The 16,389-nt window shown below is 61.8% G+C and carries 21 protein-coding genes; 9 read left to right on the top strand and 12 right to left on the bottom strand.

The genetic code is table 11. From position 1 onward, the window contains the following. Nucleotides 1-13: 13 nt before the first annotated feature. Both WC811_RS12775 and WC811_RS12780 read right to left on the bottom strand, forming a co-directional pair. Nucleotides 14-232, bottom strand: a complete 219-nt coding sequence (locus WC811_RS12775; protein ID WP_372645090.1) for a hypothetical protein — start codon at nucleotides 230-232, stop codon at nucleotides 14-16. Between the two features lie 29 nt (nucleotides 233-261). Beyond that, nucleotides 262-1,497 carry an argininosuccinate synthase gene (locus tag WC811_RS12780; RefSeq protein WP_372645093.1) on the bottom strand — a complete coding sequence of 412 codons (1,236 nt, stop codon included), beginning with the start codon at nucleotides 1,495-1,497 and terminating at the stop codon, nucleotides 262-264. A 151-nt stretch (nucleotides 1,498-1,648) separates the two neighbouring features. Here WC811_RS12780 and WC811_RS12785 point away from each other — a divergent pair, with 151 nt between their 5' ends. Together WC811_RS12785 and WC811_RS12790 are read left to right on the top strand one after the other, a co-directional pair. Further along, nucleotides 1,649-2,263 (top strand): 2-hydroxychromene-2-carboxylate isomerase, encoded by a 615-nt coding sequence (locus tag WC811_RS12785; RefSeq protein ID WP_372645095.1) that lies wholly within the window; start codon nucleotides 1,649-1,651, stop codon nucleotides 2,261-2,263. Between the two features lie 185 nt (nucleotides 2,264-2,448). After that, complete coding sequence (locus WC811_RS12790) at nucleotides 2,449-3,258, top strand: hypothetical protein (protein WP_372645097.1); 810 nt, start codon at nucleotides 2,449-2,451, stop codon at nucleotides 3,256-3,258. A 57-nt stretch (nucleotides 3,259-3,315) separates the two neighbouring features. On the opposite strand, the gene WC811_RS12795 is transcribed toward WC811_RS12790, so the two are convergent. From WC811_RS12795 to hslV, 6 genes are all read right to left on the bottom strand, one after another. Then, nucleotides 3,316-3,897, bottom strand: coding sequence for a hypothetical protein (locus tag WC811_RS12795; protein WP_372645099.1), 582 nt, complete (start codon nucleotides 3,895-3,897; stop codon nucleotides 3,316-3,318). 83 nt (nucleotides 3,898-3,980) lie between these two features. Continuing rightward, nucleotides 3,981-4,691 carry a hypothetical protein gene (locus tag WC811_RS12800; protein WP_372645101.1) on the bottom strand — a complete coding sequence of 237 codons (711 nt, stop codon included), beginning with the start codon at nucleotides 4,689-4,691 and terminating at the stop codon, nucleotides 3,981-3,983. Between the two features lie 98 nt (nucleotides 4,692-4,789). Continuing rightward, complete coding sequence (gene rlmN / locus WC811_RS12805; RefSeq protein ID WP_372645103.1) at nucleotides 4,790-5,983, bottom strand: 23S rRNA (adenine(2503)-C(2))-methyltransferase RlmN; 1,194 nt, start codon at nucleotides 5,981-5,983, stop codon at nucleotides 4,790-4,792. Between the two features lie 192 nt (nucleotides 5,984-6,175). After that, nucleotides 6,176-7,480 carry an ATP-dependent protease ATPase subunit HslU gene (hslU, locus tag WC811_RS12810; protein WP_372645105.1) on the bottom strand — a complete coding sequence of 435 codons (1,305 nt, stop codon included), beginning with the start codon at nucleotides 7,478-7,480 and terminating at the stop codon, nucleotides 6,176-6,178. Further along, on the bottom strand, nucleotides 7,477-8,571 hold the full coding sequence (locus WC811_RS12815) for a hypothetical protein (protein WP_372645107.1): 1,095 nt from the start codon (nucleotides 8,569-8,571) through the stop codon (nucleotides 7,477-7,479). The genes hslU and WC811_RS12815 overlap by 4 nt, the downstream gene beginning before the upstream one ends. 18 nt (nucleotides 8,572-8,589) lie before the next feature. Further along, complete coding sequence (hslV, locus tag WC811_RS12820; RefSeq protein WP_372645110.1) at nucleotides 8,590-9,162, bottom strand: ATP-dependent protease subunit HslV; 573 nt, start codon at nucleotides 9,160-9,162, stop codon at nucleotides 8,590-8,592. A 178-nt stretch (nucleotides 9,163-9,340) separates the two neighbouring features. Between hslV and hisB the strand changes: the two genes are divergently transcribed. From hisB to hisH, 3 genes are all read left to right on the top strand, one after another. After that, nucleotides 9,341-9,931: an imidazoleglycerol-phosphate dehydratase HisB gene (gene hisB / locus WC811_RS12825; RefSeq protein WP_372645112.1), complete on the top strand. Its 591-nt coding sequence runs from the start codon at nucleotides 9,341-9,343 to the stop codon at nucleotides 9,929-9,931. A 70-nt stretch (nucleotides 9,932-10,001) separates the two neighbouring features. Continuing rightward, nucleotides 10,002-10,469 (top strand): DUF2628 domain-containing protein, encoded by a 468-nt coding sequence (locus WC811_RS12830; protein ID WP_372645114.1) that lies wholly within the window; start codon nucleotides 10,002-10,004, stop codon nucleotides 10,467-10,469. A 12-nt stretch (nucleotides 10,470-10,481) separates the two neighbouring features. Further along, nucleotides 10,482-11,135 (top strand): imidazole glycerol phosphate synthase subunit HisH, encoded by a 654-nt coding sequence (gene hisH / locus WC811_RS12835; protein WP_372645117.1) that lies wholly within the window; start codon nucleotides 10,482-10,484, stop codon nucleotides 11,133-11,135. 139 nt (nucleotides 11,136-11,274) lie between these two features. On the opposite strand, the gene WC811_RS12840 is transcribed toward hisH, so the two are convergent. Together WC811_RS12840 and WC811_RS12845 are read right to left on the bottom strand one after the other, a co-directional pair. Then, nucleotides 11,275-11,622, bottom strand: a complete 348-nt coding sequence (locus WC811_RS12840; RefSeq protein ID WP_372645119.1) for a hypothetical protein — start codon at nucleotides 11,620-11,622, stop codon at nucleotides 11,275-11,277. A 240-nt stretch (nucleotides 11,623-11,862) separates the two neighbouring features. Then, complete coding sequence (locus tag WC811_RS12845) at nucleotides 11,863-12,231, bottom strand: hypothetical protein (RefSeq protein ID WP_372645121.1); 369 nt, start codon at nucleotides 12,229-12,231, stop codon at nucleotides 11,863-11,865. 285 nt (nucleotides 12,232-12,516) lie between these two features. Here WC811_RS12845 and WC811_RS12850 point away from each other — a divergent pair, with 285 nt between their 5' ends. Further along, complete coding sequence (locus WC811_RS12850) at nucleotides 12,517-12,750, top strand: hypothetical protein (RefSeq protein WP_372645123.1); 234 nt, start codon at nucleotides 12,517-12,519, stop codon at nucleotides 12,748-12,750. A gap of 25 nt (nucleotides 12,751-12,775) precedes the next feature. Here WC811_RS12850 and WC811_RS12855 read toward each other — a convergent pair whose 3' ends face one another. Beyond that, nucleotides 12,776-13,090, bottom strand: a complete 315-nt coding sequence (locus tag WC811_RS12855) for a hypothetical protein (RefSeq protein WP_372645125.1) — start codon at nucleotides 13,088-13,090, stop codon at nucleotides 12,776-12,778. Between the two features lie 297 nt (nucleotides 13,091-13,387). Here WC811_RS12855 and hisA point away from each other — a divergent pair, with 297 nt between their 5' ends. From hisA to WC811_RS12870, 3 genes are read left to right on the top strand one after another with little or no spacing between them, the layout of a single operon-like run. Continuing rightward, nucleotides 13,388-14,116 (top strand): 1-(5-phosphoribosyl)-5-[(5-phosphoribosylamino)methylideneamino]imidazole-4-carboxamide isomerase, encoded by a 729-nt coding sequence (gene hisA / locus WC811_RS12860; RefSeq protein ID WP_372645127.1) that lies wholly within the window; start codon nucleotides 13,388-13,390, stop codon nucleotides 14,114-14,116. Continuing rightward, nucleotides 14,113-14,337 (top strand): hypothetical protein, encoded by a 225-nt coding sequence (locus tag WC811_RS12865; RefSeq protein ID WP_372645129.1) that lies wholly within the window; start codon nucleotides 14,113-14,115, stop codon nucleotides 14,335-14,337. The genes hisA and WC811_RS12865 overlap by 4 nt, the downstream gene beginning before the upstream one ends. A 12-nt stretch (nucleotides 14,338-14,349) precedes the next feature. After that, a complete protein-coding gene (locus tag WC811_RS12870; protein WP_372645131.1) occupies nucleotides 14,350-15,978 on the top strand; it encodes a peptide chain release factor 3 in 1,629 nt (542 codons plus the stop codon). 55 nt (nucleotides 15,979-16,033) lie between these two features. Here WC811_RS12870 and WC811_RS12875 read toward each other — a convergent pair whose 3' ends face one another. After that, a complete protein-coding gene (locus WC811_RS12875; RefSeq protein ID WP_372645133.1) occupies nucleotides 16,034-16,345 on the bottom strand; it encodes a hypothetical protein in 312 nt (103 codons plus the stop codon). Nucleotides 16,346-16,389: the final 44 nt, after the last annotated feature.

The raw sequence follows: 16,389 nt of genomic DNA on the forward strand, positions 1-16,389 counted from the left end.
TGGCAATCGGCGCTTAGATGCGGCGGCCGAAAATCGTTCCAAGCAGTCCGACGATGAGTACCGCCGGGATGACAACGAGGGCAATCGCGCCGACTGTGAGGGCGAGGCCGAACATCACGAACGCGATGACGCCGAACAACAAAATCGCCGCCATGAAGACGACGATCTTGAAAAGCCATTCGCGCCAGCCGGTGAGGACGGTCGTCTCGCCGTTTCGCGTGATGACGATCATATTTGCCTCCACCTCTGAAGTGGTACCGCTCAGGACGTGGTCTTGTTCCGCTTTCCGAGCGTGCGCAAGCGCAGCGCGTTGAGCTTGATGAAGCCTTCCGCGTCCTTCTGGTCGTAAGCGCCCTTGTCGTCTTCGAAGGTGACGAGCGTCGGCGAATAGAGCGACTTGGCGCTTTCGCGGCCGACGACGACGACGTTGCCCTTGTAGAGTTCGAGCGTCACTTCGCCTTCGACGTTCTCTTGGCTCTTGTCGATCAGCGCCTGCAGCATCTCTCGCTCCGGCGCGAACCAGAAGCCGTTATAGATCAACTCGGCGTAGCGCGGCATGATCTCATCTTTGAGATGCGCGGCACCGCGATCGAGGGTCAGGCTTTCGATGGCGCGGTGTGCGGTCAGCAGGATGGTGCCGCCGGGCGTTTCATAGACACCACGCGACTTCATGCCGACGAAGCGGTTTTCGACGAGGTCGAGGCGGCCAATGCCGTTGTCGCGACCCAAGTCGTTCAATGCCTTCAGAAGCGTCGCGGGCGACAACTTCTCGCCGTTGATGGAGACAGGGTCGCCCTTCTCGAAGCCGATTTTGATGGTGGTGACCTTATCGGGCGCGGCCATCGGCGAAATCGTACGCTGGTAGACGACCTCGGGCGGCTTCTTGGCCGGATCCTCCAGAACTTTGCCTTCCGACGACGAGTGCAGAAGGTTGGCGTCGACGGAGAACGGCGATTCCCCTTCCTTGTCCTTCGCGACGGGGATCTGGTTCTTGCGCGCGAAGTCGAGGAGATCCTCGCGGCCTTTGAAGCTCCACTCCCGCCAAGGGGCGATGATTTTGATTCCCGGCTCCAAAGCGTAGTAGCCAAGCTCGAAGCGCACTTGATCGTTGCCCTTGCCGGTGGCGCCGTGGCAGACGGCGTCAGCGCCGACCTTGCGCGCGATCTCGATCTGCTTTTTTGCGATCAGCGGCCGGGCAATCGACGTGCCGAGAAGGTAGACGCCCTCGTAAACGGTATTGGCGCGGAACATCGGGAAGACGAAGTCGCGGACGAATTCCTCGCGCAGGTCTTCGATAAAGATGTTTTCTTCCTTGATACCGAGCATCAGCGCTTTCTTGCGCGCCGGCTCCAGCTCTTCGCCCTGTCCAAGATCGGCCGTGAACGTCACGACTTCGGCGCCGTACGTCTCCTGCAGCCATTTCAGGATGATGGAGGTGTCGAGGCCGCCCGAATAGGCGAGGACGACTTTCTTCACGGACTTGGGCGCGGCGCTCATGGGCGATTTGGCTCTTCTGACTCTTGGGATTGCGGATTGGGTTGGAAACGCGCGGCACTATAGGGGCGGTGGCGCTACCCGCAAGTGTAGTAGACGCAGGAACACGACTTGTCGCAACGAGAGTAAGCGTTTGATGAAAGCGGGGCGCGGCATGAAACCGACCATCGTCTTCTGGTACGAGTTCGCTTCGACCTATTCCTACCTTAGCGCCATGCGCATCACGGAGGAGGCAGCGCGTGCCCACGTCGAGGTCGACTGGAGGCCTTTTCTGCTCGGTCCGGTCTTCAAATCTCAGGGATGGGCGACGTCGCCGTTCAATCTCTATCCGGCGAAGGGCCGCTACATGGCGCGCGATATCGCGCGCACGGCTGCGGCGCGCGGGCTTCCCTTCCGGATGCCGTCGCCGTTTCCATCCAATGGACTGAAGGCCGCGCGTCTCGCTATCGCCGCGAAGGCGAAAGGGCGGATCGCGGATTTCAGCCGGGCGGTTTACGCGGCGGCGTTCGGTAAAGGTTTGGACATCTTCGATGACGCTGTTTTGACGGATTGTCTCGTGGCGGCAGGTCTCGAACCGGATGCGACACGCAAAGATGCTGCCGACCTGAGCGTCAAAGCGGTGTTGCGGACATCGACCGATGAAGCGCTGGCGCTCGGTATTTTCGGTGCACCGAGCTTCACGACGAGCGACGGAGAGCTGTTCTGGGGCGATGATCGGCTGGATCAGGCGCTGGCCTGGGAAAGGGATTCGATGCGGGCGAAATCGTGAGGCATTTTACGTCGTGTTACAGCAGCGCGATGAAGACCTTACGAGATTGTATTGCTGCGCGTTCGCTTCTTCCGCATTGCACTCGATTCGTGAACATAAAAATGGCCTATCGGGGGTGTTTGCGGTGTTTCTGCTCCGCGGAAGCTGTTAGAAGCGCGGGAACTTGTCTCAGGGGGAGAGCGGTCGTGGCCACATCGATTCGCATCGTCGGGAAGCTCTTTTGGCTTGGGCTCTTGAGTGGGGCGCTCGCCCTTCCGCTCGGGGCCGAAGAGGTCACTGTGACGGTTCCGCCGGACGATCCGCCGGCCCAATCCCAGCCTGTCGCCGATAGCAGCGATCCGACCGCGCATTCGACGGACGCCGCTGCGCCGCCGAGTTCGGAACAGGCAGAGCCTCCGGCCGCTGCGCAAGCCGCGCCACCCGAATCCGAGCCGGCGCCTGCCGCCACCGCCGAGGCAGCGCCTACTCCGCCCGTCGTCAAGCACAAGAAAGCAAAGAAGACTGCGGCCGTGCCTGTTTCGGCTGAGGGATCGGCGAACGCCTCGGCAACGGCCGGTCAGCCCGCGGGGGCCGTCAAGAAGCCCAAGACGGCGAAGGCTTCGTGCCTCAACCTCGCGGAAGACGTTTGCGGAACGAACACGGCCTGCATCTGGGTCGCGGCCGGGACGAATGACGCCGGTAAGGCGACCAAAGCCCGTTGCCGGTCGTTGGCGATCCTGAAAAAAGAATCCGAAAAGGCGGCGAAAGCGGCCAAAGTCGACAAACCAGAAGTTTTGCCGTGGTCGACGAATTCATCGACGGCCGCGGTTTCGACGACTGCGACGGTGGACGCCAAGCCTGCAAAGAAAGCCAAGACGGCGGCGGTCAAGAAGGCCAAGCCGAAGCCGGTCGCGCCCGTCGCGGAGCAGCCCGCTGCAGAACCTGCCGCAGCTCCTGCAGAAGCCCCCGCCGGGGATAATGCGGGTGCGGCTCCGGACGCCGGAGGCGCTGACTAACGCGCCGCTGGCCGCCGACCGTCTCGTTTGGCGTTCGGATAAAGCGGCCTCGGGGCCTTAGTGCAGATATGATGGCCAGCGTGCGGGAGCGGTATTTCGCCGGAGGCTCGTCTGGCCCTCGGCGCTGCCGAAGACCAATCGCCATTGCTCACAAGCGGCATCGGCCGCATCCATAGCAGACGTGCTTGCGCGGGCGGTTGGCGCTGCGACGGCATATGGAACGCCGTACGAGAGCATCATCGCCATCATCGGGGCCTGGTAGAACGTCCAGGGCGTGGCGGCCCAGAACGCCTGAACGGCAGGTGGGACCCCGGCATTCGTCATCGCGAAGGTCCGAGTTGGCGATGCCGGAACGGTCTGGGCTCCGGTCCAATAGGAGGAGCAGGCGTTTGCCATCGCCATCCAAGATTGCATGAGATCAGCTTGGGGAATCGGTGCTGGTGCCGGCGGTGTTGGCGACCAAGTTCCGAACCAGCCTGTCCACGCCGGAGATTCGACCGGCCGGAGCTTTTCCGGAGTCATCTCGTCATAGAGACGTTTCTGACATGCAAGGGAGGCTGCCACAGAGGCTTGGCCCATCTCGAACATGGCTTCGGTCGCTTTCTGAAGAAAGCGAAAATGCAACGCGCAATCGAACAATGCCGCATGCCTCCCGGTTGTGCGACAATATATCATGCCTGCTGCACTGCAGCAACAGAGAAGCACCCGGGCCGCAGCTTTGGTTAATCACGTGTTCGAGAGGTGGCGGACAGCAGCGGTACGCTAATCGCGGGAGTCCGGCTTTGTGTCGCCGGGGCAGCCGATACAGTGATCTCGTCGCTTGGGCCGGCTTGCTCGCCGCGCTTCGCAAACTTCAACCGTTCGAGTTTCGGCATGCGCCAGCGTGGCTGTGGCGCGCCTGCGGATGGGTGCGTGATGACGACCCGGGCTTCGTCGGCGTCGTTGGTATCGGGCGGCGTGGTTTCGGAAACGGGCGCCGGGTTGAGCGTCGGCGATATTTCCGGACGGCGGCCTGCGAACTGGCCTGCCGCGAGCCAATAGACGAAGCCGCCGAAGAAGCCGACCGTCAGGAAAGCTTTCACTGCGTAATTGTTCAGTATCGTCGGCTGCCCCGCGACCTCGCTCGCGTATTGAGCGCTGAAGCCTAGGAAAGCGATCATCACGCCGACGAGCAGATAGAACGGCAAGGCGCGGATCGAGAAACATTCGCCGATCGCGGCTGTGATCAACACGAAGACCGATGCGAAGATCGCGATATGGGTCGCGGCAAGAAGCGCCAAGTCGATGGTCTCGCCCACGGTTTTCGGCAGGCGATCGAGCGGACCCGAAAGAACGTCGATATCGACGAAGAGGGTGGTGACGAGCCCGGCGGCCAAGCTCGCGAGCGTCAACCCGAATACAATTCGCGCCAAGGTGCCGACAAACCTACGCACAAGGAAACCGCCCCAAAGCTCCACCTGGCGCGAAGTCTATATAGGCCTGGGGTAGGGGCTCAACAGGAATAACGGCGAAGGCTGCCGGGAACCACGGGCTAGAGGTTTGCGGGTGTCGCCCGGCGCTCGCTTGCGGAAAGGCGCTGGCTTTCCGACCTAAGTTGTCCGCAGGCCGCGAGAATATCACGACCGCGCGGGGTGCGGACGGGGCTGGCATAGCCTGCCCGGTTCACGACTTCGGCGAAGCGCTCGATCGTTTCCCAGTCAGAGCATTCGTACTGGGTGCCCGGCCATGGATTGAACGGGATCAGATTGATTTTCGCGGGAATTCCAGCGAGCAGCCGCACGAGCGCACGGGCCTCCGCAAGGCTGTCGTTGACGCCTTTGAGCATCACGTATTCGAAGGTGATACGGCGCGAGTTCGAAAGACCGGGATAGTTGCGGCAGGCTTCCATCAGCTCGGCGATGGGATATTTTTTGTTGATCGGCACGAGTTCGTCGCGCAGCGCGTCGTTCGTTGCGTGCAGCGAGATCGCCAGCATCGTGTCGGCTTCCTCGCCCCAGCGGGGAATTTCGGGAACGATGCCGGAGGTCGAAAGCGTGATGCGCCGCTTCGAGAGAGACAGGCCTTCGCCGTCGGACGCCACATCCATCGCGGCTTTGACGTTGTCGAAATTGTAGAGCGGTTCGCCCATGCCCATCAGCACGACGTTCGTGATCTTGCGCTCGGCGTTCGGAAGCAGGCGGCCGTCGTCAGGTCCCTTGGCGCCGGGCCAGTCACCGATGCGGTCACGCGCGAGCATGATCTGGGTGATGATCTCCTCGGCTTCGAGGTTGCGCACGAGGCGCTGGGTGCCGGTGTGGCAGAACGAGCAATTCAGCGTGCAGCCAACCTGACTCGAAATGCAAAGCGTGCCGCGGTCGCTTTCCGGAATGTAGACGGTTTCGATTTCGGGCGGGCGGGCTTCGTGGCCGCGCTTGGGAAGGCGCAAGAGCCATTTGCGCGTGCCATCGACCGAGATCTGCTCGGAGACGATTTCGGGACGGTCGAGGGTGTAGAGTTCGGCAAGCTGACCGCGAAGGTCTTTCGAGACGTCCGTCATGTCTTCGAAGCTCGTGACGCCGCGAACGTAGATCCAACTCCAAAGCTGGCCGACGCGCATGCGGAGTTGCTTCTCCGGGACGCCAGCGGCGGCAAGTGCGAGCTTCAGCCGGTCGCGCGTCAGACCCGCGAGCGAAAGCTTGGGGGTGAGCGCATCTTGGTCGATCTTAACGAATGGGGCGGCGGTCATAACTAAAAAACAGCTTTGAGTTGCGGGAATGCGCACTTCTACAGGCGTTTGGCCGGAAAGAATAGCGGGCCTAATTGTCATCCCGGACAGCGCGTCAGCGCTGAGCCGGGACCCAGAGAGCTCGAAATGTCGACTATGGGTCCCGGCTCTCGCCGCAAAGGCGGCTCGGCCGGGATGACACCGTTGATGAGGTTACAAAATAAACCGGCTGAGATCGGCGTTCTTCGCGAGCTGGCCGACACGGTCGGTGACGTAGGGGCCGTCGACGACGACGGTCGCGCCGCTGCGGTCGGAGGCTTCGAACGAGACTTCGTCGAGGACACGTTCAAGCACGGTCTGAAGGCGGCGGGCGCCGATATTCTCGACGGTCGAATTCACTTCGACGGCGGCATCGGCCAAGGCATCGATGGCGTCGGGTTGGAATTCGAGCGTCAGGCCTTCGGTCTGCATCAACGCGATGTACTGCTTGATGAGGCTTGCCTGCGGCTCGGTCAGGATGCGCCGCATATCTTCGCGCGTCAGAGCGCTGAGTTCGACGCGAATGGGGAGACGGCCTTGCAGTTCGGGAAGAAGGTCTGATGGCTTCGAGACATGAAAGGCGCCCGACGCGATGAAGAGAATATGGTCGGTTTTCACGGGGCCATATTTCGTCGCGACGGTGGTGCCTTCAATCAACGGCAGGAGATCGCGCTGCACGCCTTCGCGAGAGACGTCGGCGCCGCCGCGGGCGCCCTCGCCGCGAGATGAAATTTTATCGATCTCGTCGAGGAAGACGATGCCGTTGTTTTCGACCGCCGCGATCGCTTCGCCGGAAATCTGATCGCTGTCGATCAGCTTGTCGCTTTCTTCCGCGGTCAGGATGTCGAAGCTGTCCTTGACGGTAACGCGGCGCGATTTGGTGCGCTGACCGAGCGCCTTGCCGAGCATCTCGCCGATGTTGATCGCCGCCATCGAGCCGCCCGGCATATCGAAGCTCGGAATGGGCGATGCCGTGTCGGAGACGAGGATGTCGATTTCCTTGTCGTTCAGTTCGTTGTTGCGCAACTTCTTGCGGAAACTGTCACGTGTCGACGGCGATGCGTTAGAGCCGACGAGCGCATCGAGCACGCGTTCCTCGGCGGCTTTCTCGGCTTTGGCGCGCACACCCTGGCGTTTGGTTTCCTTGACGAGCGCTAGGCCGACTTCGACGAGATCGCGGATGATGCTTTCGACATCGCGGCCGACGTACCCGACCTCGGTGAATTTGGTGGCTTCGACCTTGAGGAACGGCGCACCCGCGAGCTTTGCGAGGCGGCGCGAGATTTCGGTCTTGCCGACGCCGGTCGGGCCGATCATCAAAATGTTTTTCGGCAAGACTTCGTCGCGAAGTTCGCCCGTCAGTTGCTGGCGGCGCCAACGGTTGCGCAGTGCGATGGCGACGGCGCGCTTGGCGTCACCCTGGCCGACGATATAACGGTCGAGTTCGGATACGATTTCACGCGGAGAAAAGTTGGTCATTGTCTCGCTTGGGGAAGGTAGGGACCGAAGGGAGTCGCTTGCAAAACCGGCAGTAGACGGTTGCGCAACGAATGCCAGAAAACGCCGAGGATCAGGACAAAGCCGCCGACGAGGGCGAGTGTCAGCGTGAATGTTGACGGGATGCCGCCGCTGTCATGCATGCCTGCGCCGCTGCTGAGCAATTGGTAAACCGCAGCCGTGAAGTAGGCGAGCGACGAGACGAGGAGCGCGCGCCTGTCGATGGCGAGCGCGAAGAGACCGAGCAGCAAAACCGTCAACACCACGACGGCCGACGTCGCCATGCCGCCGGTCGATCTCGTGATCATGCCGATGAGCGGCGAAACGATGAGACAGGCCGCCACGAGATGCAGCCAGAAAGCGCAATCGGAAAAGCGCGTGACACGCCTCGGATCGCGGGCGTCGTAGGCGAGTGCTGCGATCAACACGACGAGACCGTAACCGAAGGCCGAGAATGAGGGACCGATGCCGATTTGAAAAAGGCCGGTGCTCACGACCGCGTAGCCAAAGAACGCGATCAAAGCGAGGGCGAAGGGCAAGCGAAAGCGGATGTAGTAGACGAACGATGCGATGAGCGCGGGCAATCCGAAGATCATCGTCGGATTTCGCCAAAAGACGAGCTCGGAAGCGACATCCCAGTTCGAAGCCTTGAAGTTGTCCCAGTGAAGCTGAACCACGACGGCAGAGGCCGCGAACGCGACGAACAGCAGCGACAACACCATCCCCGGCAAAACGGCGCGCAGACGCTTCACCAGAATTTCGCTCAAGATCCAGAACGTCGCGGCTGCCACAGCAAACGTCGCGGTCCAACTGATGCCGAACAGGCTCGTCGACATGGCTGCAAAGAACGCGGCGGCGACAAGGAGCACGCCAATCGTCAGGAAGACGTCGTTGAAGCCGTTCAGGAAGCGAAAGTGTTCTTCGTCCGCAAGCACCGCTTCGCCATCGGGTCCGATGGGGGCGGCCGACGCTTGGCCTTGGCGCATGGCCCGCAGCTTCTCGGCCTGCGCGGCGTCGATGACGCCTGCGTCGACGGCGGCCGTCAGATCGTCAGAGGGTAAGCCGTTGGCCATGATTTGCTCTCGGGAGCGCTACGATGTTTTGGCGTCGAGGGTTTCGACGACGATGTTTGAATTGGTATAGACGCAAATTTCGGCGGCAATGGACATGGCCTTACGGGCAATGGCTTCGGCGTCAAGCGGTTGGTCGAGAAGCGCGCGGGCGGCCGCGAGGGCATAATTTCCGCCCGAGCCGATCCCGGCGACGGCGTTTTCGGGCTCCAGAACGTCACCCGTGCCGGTGAGGACCAACGTCGTCGTTGCGTCGGCAACGATCATCATGGCTTCGAGGCGGCGCAGATAGCGGTCGGTGCGCCAATCCTTCGCTAGTTCGACGGCGGCCCGTGTCAGCTGCCCCGGGTATTGCTCGAGCTTGGCTTCGAGACGCTCGAAAAGCGTGAAGGCGTCGGCGGTGGCACCAGCGAAACCGCCGATCACGTCGCCCTTGCCGAGGCGGCGGACCTTCCGGGCGTTCGATTTGATGATCGTTTGGCCGAGGCTGACCTGGCCGTCGCCGGCAACTACAACTTTGCCGCCCTTGCGGACCGTCAGGATCGTCGTGGCGTGCCAGCTCGAATCGCCGGTATTTGGGTTCTGGTGGGTCATTTGTATCGCGTCAGTTAAGCTTTTGGCGTCAGGATGCAAGAGTTGTTGGTTTGCCCGGCGACTCTCGTTCCGAGAGCCGGCCGCCAAGGACGGGCGTCGTTCGACCGGCAGGGCCTTGGCCTTGAAGGCACCTAGCTGATAAACGCTCGGGCGGAAATATGGACGGAGAACGATTCACGTGAAGCGGCAGGCGACGATTACGCGCAAGACCAAGGAGACCGAGATCTCCGCGACCGTCGACCTCGACGGCAAGGGCTCTTACGACATTTCGACCGGGATCGGCTTTCTCGATCACATGCTGGAGCAGCTTGCGCGGCATTCGCTGATCGACATTACGCTGCGAGCCAAGGGCGATCTGCATATCGACTTCCACCACACGACCGAAGATTCGGGCATCGTCATTGGGCAGGCGATCGCGAAGGCGCTCGGCGACAAGGCCGGGATCGTGCGCTACGCGGATGTGCATCTGCCGATGGACGAGACGCTGACACGCGTTGCGGTCGATGTCTCTGGGCGGCCATTCCTGGTCTGGAAGGCGGAGTTCTCCCAGCCGAAGCTCGGCGAGATGGACACCGAGCTTTTCCGCGAGTGGTTCCAGGCGTTTGCGCAGAATGCGGGCATCACGCTGCACGTTGAAAACCTTTACGGCGAGAACAATCACCATATTGCCGAGACCTGTTATAAGGGCCTGGCGCGGGCGCTCAAGGCGGCGATTGCCGTCGATCCGCGGCAGGCAGGGCGCATTCCCTCGACGAAGGGCACGCTTTAAGATCGGACGCCGGAAGTTTGGCGACCGGGCGGCGCCGCGGCGTTGGAATGGAGCAAGGAGCTTGAGTTCAGTGTCGACCTATACCGTGCATGAGTCGCCTCAATCCGATGCCGATCGCGTCGACCGTGGCGTCGAGCTTGAGTTCGTGAAGGACGGCTTTTCCTGGCTGACTGCGATCTGCCCGCCGCTCGGGTTTCTCGCCAACAGCCTGTGGCTCATGGCGATCGCTTATCTCGCCGGGTCGGCTTTGCTCGGATACCTTTTGCAGACGCTGAAGGTCGATCCGAGCGTGATGGGGCTCATTTTCCTGACAATCAACGTCTACCTCGGCTTCGAGGTCTCAACCTTGAAGCGCTGGATGCTCGATCAGAAGGGGTGGCAGACGATCGGCGTCGTCAACGGCAAGTCGATGGCGGAATGCGAGCGGCGTTTCTTCGAGAGTTGGCTGCCGGAGCAGCCGGTTATCACGAGCGATGCCACGAACGGCATGTCGTCGGGGAGCGGTTCGCGCTTCTGGCCGTTCGGTGCGGGGGCTTAAGCCGGGTTTCTAATGCAAAGCGTCGTCATCATCGATTACGGGTCGGGCAATCTCCACTCGGCGGCGAAAGCGTTCGAAAGCGCCGCGCGGGACATAGATCCACCGGCAAAGATCATCGTCAGCCCGCGGACGGAGGACGTGCTCGCCGCGGATCGGATCGTGTTGCCGGGCGTCGGGGCTTACGGCGATTGCAAACACGGGCTCGAACGCGTTCCGGGGCTCATTCCGGCTTTAGAAGAGACCGTGCGGCGGAAAGGGCGGCCGTTTCTCGGCATCTGCGTCGGCATGCAGCTTTTGAGCGAGCGGGGGTTGGAGTTTGTCGAGACACCGGGGCTCGGGTGGCTGAAGGGTGAAGTGCGCGCGATCGAGCCGAAAGATCCCGCACTGAAGATCCCGCACATGGGGTGGAATACGCTCGATGTCGTCAACCCTCACGCGCTGCTTGACGGTATTCCGACGGGGCCCGACGGCTGGCACGCGTATTTCGTGCACTCGTTCGCGATGGTGCCGAAGGAGCGCCGCGTCGTCGTCGCGGAGACGAATTACGGCGGTCCGATCACGGCGTTCGTCGCCGACGGCAATATCGCGGGCACGCAGTTTCATCCCGAAAAGAGCCAGAAGCTCGGCCTAAAGCTGATCGCGAATTTCTTGAACTGGAAGCCGTAAAAGTCGCTTTCCCCGCGCGCCATTGACAACTTGTCATGCCGGGCAAGCCAACTTGCGGGACCCAGTCCTAGGTCCCGGCTCTTCCCCCGGCTCGTGGCCGGGGTCCGGCCGGGATGACAAATTTCGTGAGTAACCTCAGTCAGCGGGCCAGCGTGCCGACGGCGGATTGAAGCACGCTCCAGACGCCACGCGGCACGTGCCACGACCCATCCATATCGTCGTTTTCGAGGCGGCCTTCGAGCCAGGTCAGACGGTTCGTCGCGGCGGTGTCGGCGCGGCCAAGCTCGTGGACGATCAGTTCATCGGGGTGATCAAAGAGGATCGCGAGCCGGCGTTTGATCTGGTCGGCACCAAGCCAGGTTCGGACGTACCAGACGCCGTTGCCGGCGGGGGCGTATTCGGTCGCGATGTAGGGAAGCGAAAACGTCACCGTCCAGGTGTCCTGGTTGGCGGATTTGGGGGTGTGATGGAGAAGGAAGGTCTTCATGGCGCTGATCCGGTGCGGGGGCTGGGGGAGCGGAAACACGGGGTTACGCAGGAACGCTTCGTGGGGCAGGTAGAAAGTTCAGTGTTCGGCAACTCAAAAAAAGGAGGCCGGGGATCATGTGCTTTGGGGGGCATGATCCCCGGAGCTCCAGCATCGGACTTTGGACGGGACGGACCCGCGGGAGGCTAAGGGGGAGAAGGCCCACCCCGCCCAAAGTCCGGAATTCGTTTGGTCTGCTGCTCAGCCAGCTCGCGCGAACGGCAGCTCGGGCTCCATCGGCTCGGTGGCTTGCATCGCCGGCAGCGGGAAAGCGATGACGTTGCCATCGGGTGCCAGATCGAGACCCGGACGGCGCTGACGGAACCAGCGGAGCGACGTGTTGGTCATCGTGGCTTCGCGCTTCGTCGCTTGGATCAAAAGGCCGTCGTCTTCGGCGAGCAGTTCCCTGAGCTCAGTCTCAAGCTCGACCTCTTCGCGCTCGGACATCACGTACCAAGTGTTCGAAAGCGGCCGCGCCCACTTCTCACCAAGACCCATGATGATCTGAGCGAGGACGTGCTGATTGCGGGTCGGGTGGGCGAGATCGTACGAGATGAGATAGGTGCGCATGGGGGGCTCTCCTAGTGTTGCAGGGAGGGTCTAACACGCTACTTTGACCCGGGGTGACGCCTCATTTAGGGCGCCGTGAACATAGGAAGAACATGCCACGACTCATCCGACTTGTCCAGTGTTTGTTCTGAAAATGTTCTTGTTAAATGCTTAACGTCGTGGCATCAGCAATACGTTGAGACCTCCAACAAATACGGGCTTTCGTGCTCTGGCGCAGAGGTGTCGTTGGCCGTTCATGTGGCGGCGCTAGAGAACGTCTCGCGGAACTGAAGCGGGAGGTTAGACATGGACGACAATGTTTCCGAACTCGACCAGATGCAGAGCGCTTACACGGTGGCCGTCGAAGAGTGGATCGCGGCGATCAAGCGCGAGGAAGCGCTGGCATCAGTCAATCACTCGCTCGCCGAGGTCGACAAGTGGGAAGCCGCTCACTTCGCCGAAGACGAAATGCGTACCAAGGTGAAAGCCGCCAAGAAGGCCTACGAAGACGCGCTGCGGCGGAAATTCTTCGACTTCTGATTGGTTTTGGGGGCGTCCGGCGTCTTTAGGCCTCTGAGAACAAACTCAATTGATCCGGGTGCGGGGCCGTCGGGATACGCCGGTGCGGCCCCGGATCGAAGCGGGGTTCGAGGTCCGGAAAACGGCTTTGGAACTCGGCCCAAGCCCGTGCGCGGCTTCCGGGAAAGCGCGTCTCCTCCCAAATTTCATAGAGACGTCGGGGATCGCAGGCGTAGCGGCGCTGCAGGTCTACGGGACGGATTCTGAGCCAGCGCGCGATCCAGATGTCGACCGCGTCGTCCTCGGTCAGGGGACGACGGGCGATGGCGGGCGGGGGTTCGACGAGAAACGCTGTTGCCATGGAACTCAACTCTTAGCGCGCTGCGGCTTTTGGTTTGCACGCTGCGACTCCCCTTCGGGGGAGCCGGCCGCAGCGTGCGGGCTTGACGCAGAGCGCGATCCGCGATTGATCGCACGGGAAACATAGAAACCCAAGATAGCAATCTGATGGCCGGAGCATCGCGCGGTATCGCGTGGGTTCTCCCCTCCCTCGGGAGGGGATTGGGGCGAAGGGCAGAGTAGCACTCCTTCTCCCTCAGCCGGCCTTCGGCCACCTTCTCCCCAAGGGGAGAAAGAGAATTCACCCGAGAGAAGACCATTGATCCTATTTCCTGCCATTGATTTGAAGGACGGCCAGTGCGTCCGGCTGAAGCTCGGCGAGATGGACGCCGTGACGGTGTTCAACGACGATCCGGCGGCGCAGGCGGCGAGCTTCGAGCGCCAGGGCTTCAAATATCTGCACATTGTCGATTTGAACGGCGCCTTCGCGGGCAAGCCCGTCAACGGCGCGGCGGTAGAAGCCATTTTGAAGGCAATTTCGATCCCGGCGCAACTTGGCGGCGGCATCCGCGATCTGGCGACGATCGAAGCATGGCTAGAGAAGGGCATCCGGCGCGTCATTCTCGGGACGGTCGCTGTGCGGGATCCCGCATTGGTGAGAGAAGCGGCGAAACGCTTTCCGGGGCGCGTCGCGGTCGGCATCGACGCCAAGGGCGGTAAAGTTGCCGTCGAAGGCTGGGCGGAAACGTCGGAGTTGACGGCGGCCGATCTTGCGAAACGGTTCGAGGATGCGGGCGTCGCCGCCATCATCTATACGGACATCGAGCGTGACGGGGTTTTGAAGGGCCTCAACTTGCCGGCGACCGCGGCGCTGGCGCAGGCAACCCGCATTCCAGTGATCGCGTCTGGCGGCCTTGCGTCCATCGCCGACGTGCGGGATCTGAAGAAGCCCGAATATCGAATGCTCGAAGGCGCAATCACCGGCCGTGCGCTCTACGACGGGCGTCTCGACGCCAAGGAAGCCCTCGAACTTCTGGAGACGGCATGAACATCGGTGACAAAGTCCGTGTCATGGGCACCCCGGACGGGGTCCCCAAAGACAACAAGCAGCTCATGACGCTGTTTCGCGGGTGCGTCGGCAAGACATTTCCGATCGTCAAATTCGACGATGGCCTGATCGAGCTGCATGTGGGCGAGGTTTTTGGTAAACCCGCCGAGTATCATCAGATCTGGCTCGATCCGGGCCAGGTGCAAGTCGTTGAGGCCTGAATTTTGAACGTCATGACGCAAGGCGCGTCGGCAGACGAAGCGTTGCCGCCCGAGATCGCGCGGCGGCGCACGTTCGCGATCATCTCGCATCCCGACGCCGGTAAAACCACCCTGACGGAAAAGCTGCTGCTGTTCGGCGGAGCGATCCAGATGGCGGGTGCCGTAAAAGCGCGCGGCGAACGGCGGCGCACGCGGTCCGACTGGATGCAGATCGAGCAGCAGCGCGGCATCTCGGTGACGTCCTCGGTGATGACGTTCGAGCGCAACGGCATCGTCTACAACTTGCTCGATACGCCGGGCCACTCGGATTTCAGCGAAGATACCTATCGCACGCTTTCGGCGGTCGACGCCGCCGTTATGGTGATGGACGCGGCGAAGGGCATCGAAGCGCAGACGCGCAAGCTGTTCGAGGTTTGCCGCCTGCGCGACATTCCGATCATCACGTTCATCAACAAGATCGATCGCGAGGCGGAAGATCCGCTGACGCTTTTGGATCAGATCGCGGCCGATCTGGCGCTCGATCTCGTGCCGATGGGGTGGCCCGTCGGCATGGGCAGCGATTTTCGCGGCGTGCTCGATCTCGTCGGCAATAAAATCTTGCTGCCCGAGAGTGCGGAGCGTGGCGCGCCCTATGGGCGTTCCGAACCGCTCGATACGTTCGAAGGCCTGCGGCGGATCGCAGGGATCGACGAGCGTATCGCGGACCGAACGATCGAGGCCGTCGAGCTGGCGCAAGGGGCGCTGCCGCAGTTCGACCTTCAGGCTTTCCGCGAAGGGCATTTGTCGCCGGTTTTCTTCGGCAGCGCGCTGAAGAACTTCGGCGTCGAGCAGCTTCTCGATGCGCTCGGGCAATGGGCGCCGGGGCCATTGCCGCGCGCGGCGACGCAGCGGACGGTGCAGCCCGGCGAGGACCAAGTCACGGGCTTCATCTTCAAGGTGCAGGCCAACATGGACCCGAACCATCGCGACCGTATCGCCTTTATGCGGCTCTGCTCGGGGAAGTTCAAACGCGGCATGAAGATGCTGCATGTCCGCGACAACAAGCCGATGACCATCTCGTCGCCGACGTTCTTCTTCGGACAAGGCCGCGAGACGGCGGACGAAGCGTGGGCTGGCGACATCATCGGCGTGCCGAACCACGGGACGCTGCGCGTCGGCGATACGCTGACGGAAAAAGAGAGCCTCAAGTTCACGGGCATTCCGAACTTCGCGCCGGAGCTTCTGCGCCGCGTCGTCATTCAGGACGCCATGAAGGCGAAGCAGCTTAACCGCGCGCTCGACGATCTCGCGGAAGAAGGCATCGTGCAGGTGTTCACCCCGATCGCGGGGGGGCGCCAAATTCTAGGCGTCGTCGGCCAGTTGCAGTTCGAGGTTTTGCAATCGCGCGTCGCCGTCGAATACAGCGTGCCGGTGACACTGGAGCAATCTCCGTTCGAGCTGGCGCGGTGGATTTCAGCGGACACTCCGGCGGAGTTGCAGAAGTTCGTCAACGGCCATCGCGGCGAGATCGCGACCGACCGTGACGGCGCATTGGTGTTCCTCGCGGAAAGCTCGTGGATGCTGAAGTACAAAGCTGAGAAGTTTCCGGAAATAAAATTCGCCGCGCTCAGGGAACGCGGCGAATCCTCGGACATCAAATAGCGCGACACCGCTGCAGGAACGATCGACGTCGCGCCGGGCGTGACGGTGGCTGACCTCAGACCGAGATGTTCGGGCGTTGAGGCGTCGGATGTTTGAATGCGCTTTCGATGCCCTGCAGCCAGGTGTGAAGCGCGCTTTCGAGGGCATCTGTTTGGGCAGATGCTTTGGAGTGCTGAAGCTCGGTAATCGTTCCTTCGGTGTCCAGCGAGCCGCTGATGGCGTTGTGCTGCTCCTCGAAGCCGGACAGGGCGTTGGTCTGGTCGCCAACGATGCCATGGGCTTCGAGCTTGGATTTGGCCTGCACGATGCGATCCTGCACCGCCGCCAGCCGGGCGCGAAGATTCGTCGGAGCAAATTCGTCGACCATGGATCTCAAGTTCCCTTACAAGTTTTGCGCGGACCACCGCGAGA

This window comes from Hyphomicrobium sp. (assembly GCF_041659645.1).
Taxonomy (GTDB): Bacteria; Pseudomonadota; Alphaproteobacteria; order Rhizobiales; family Hyphomicrobiaceae; genus Hyphomicrobium_B.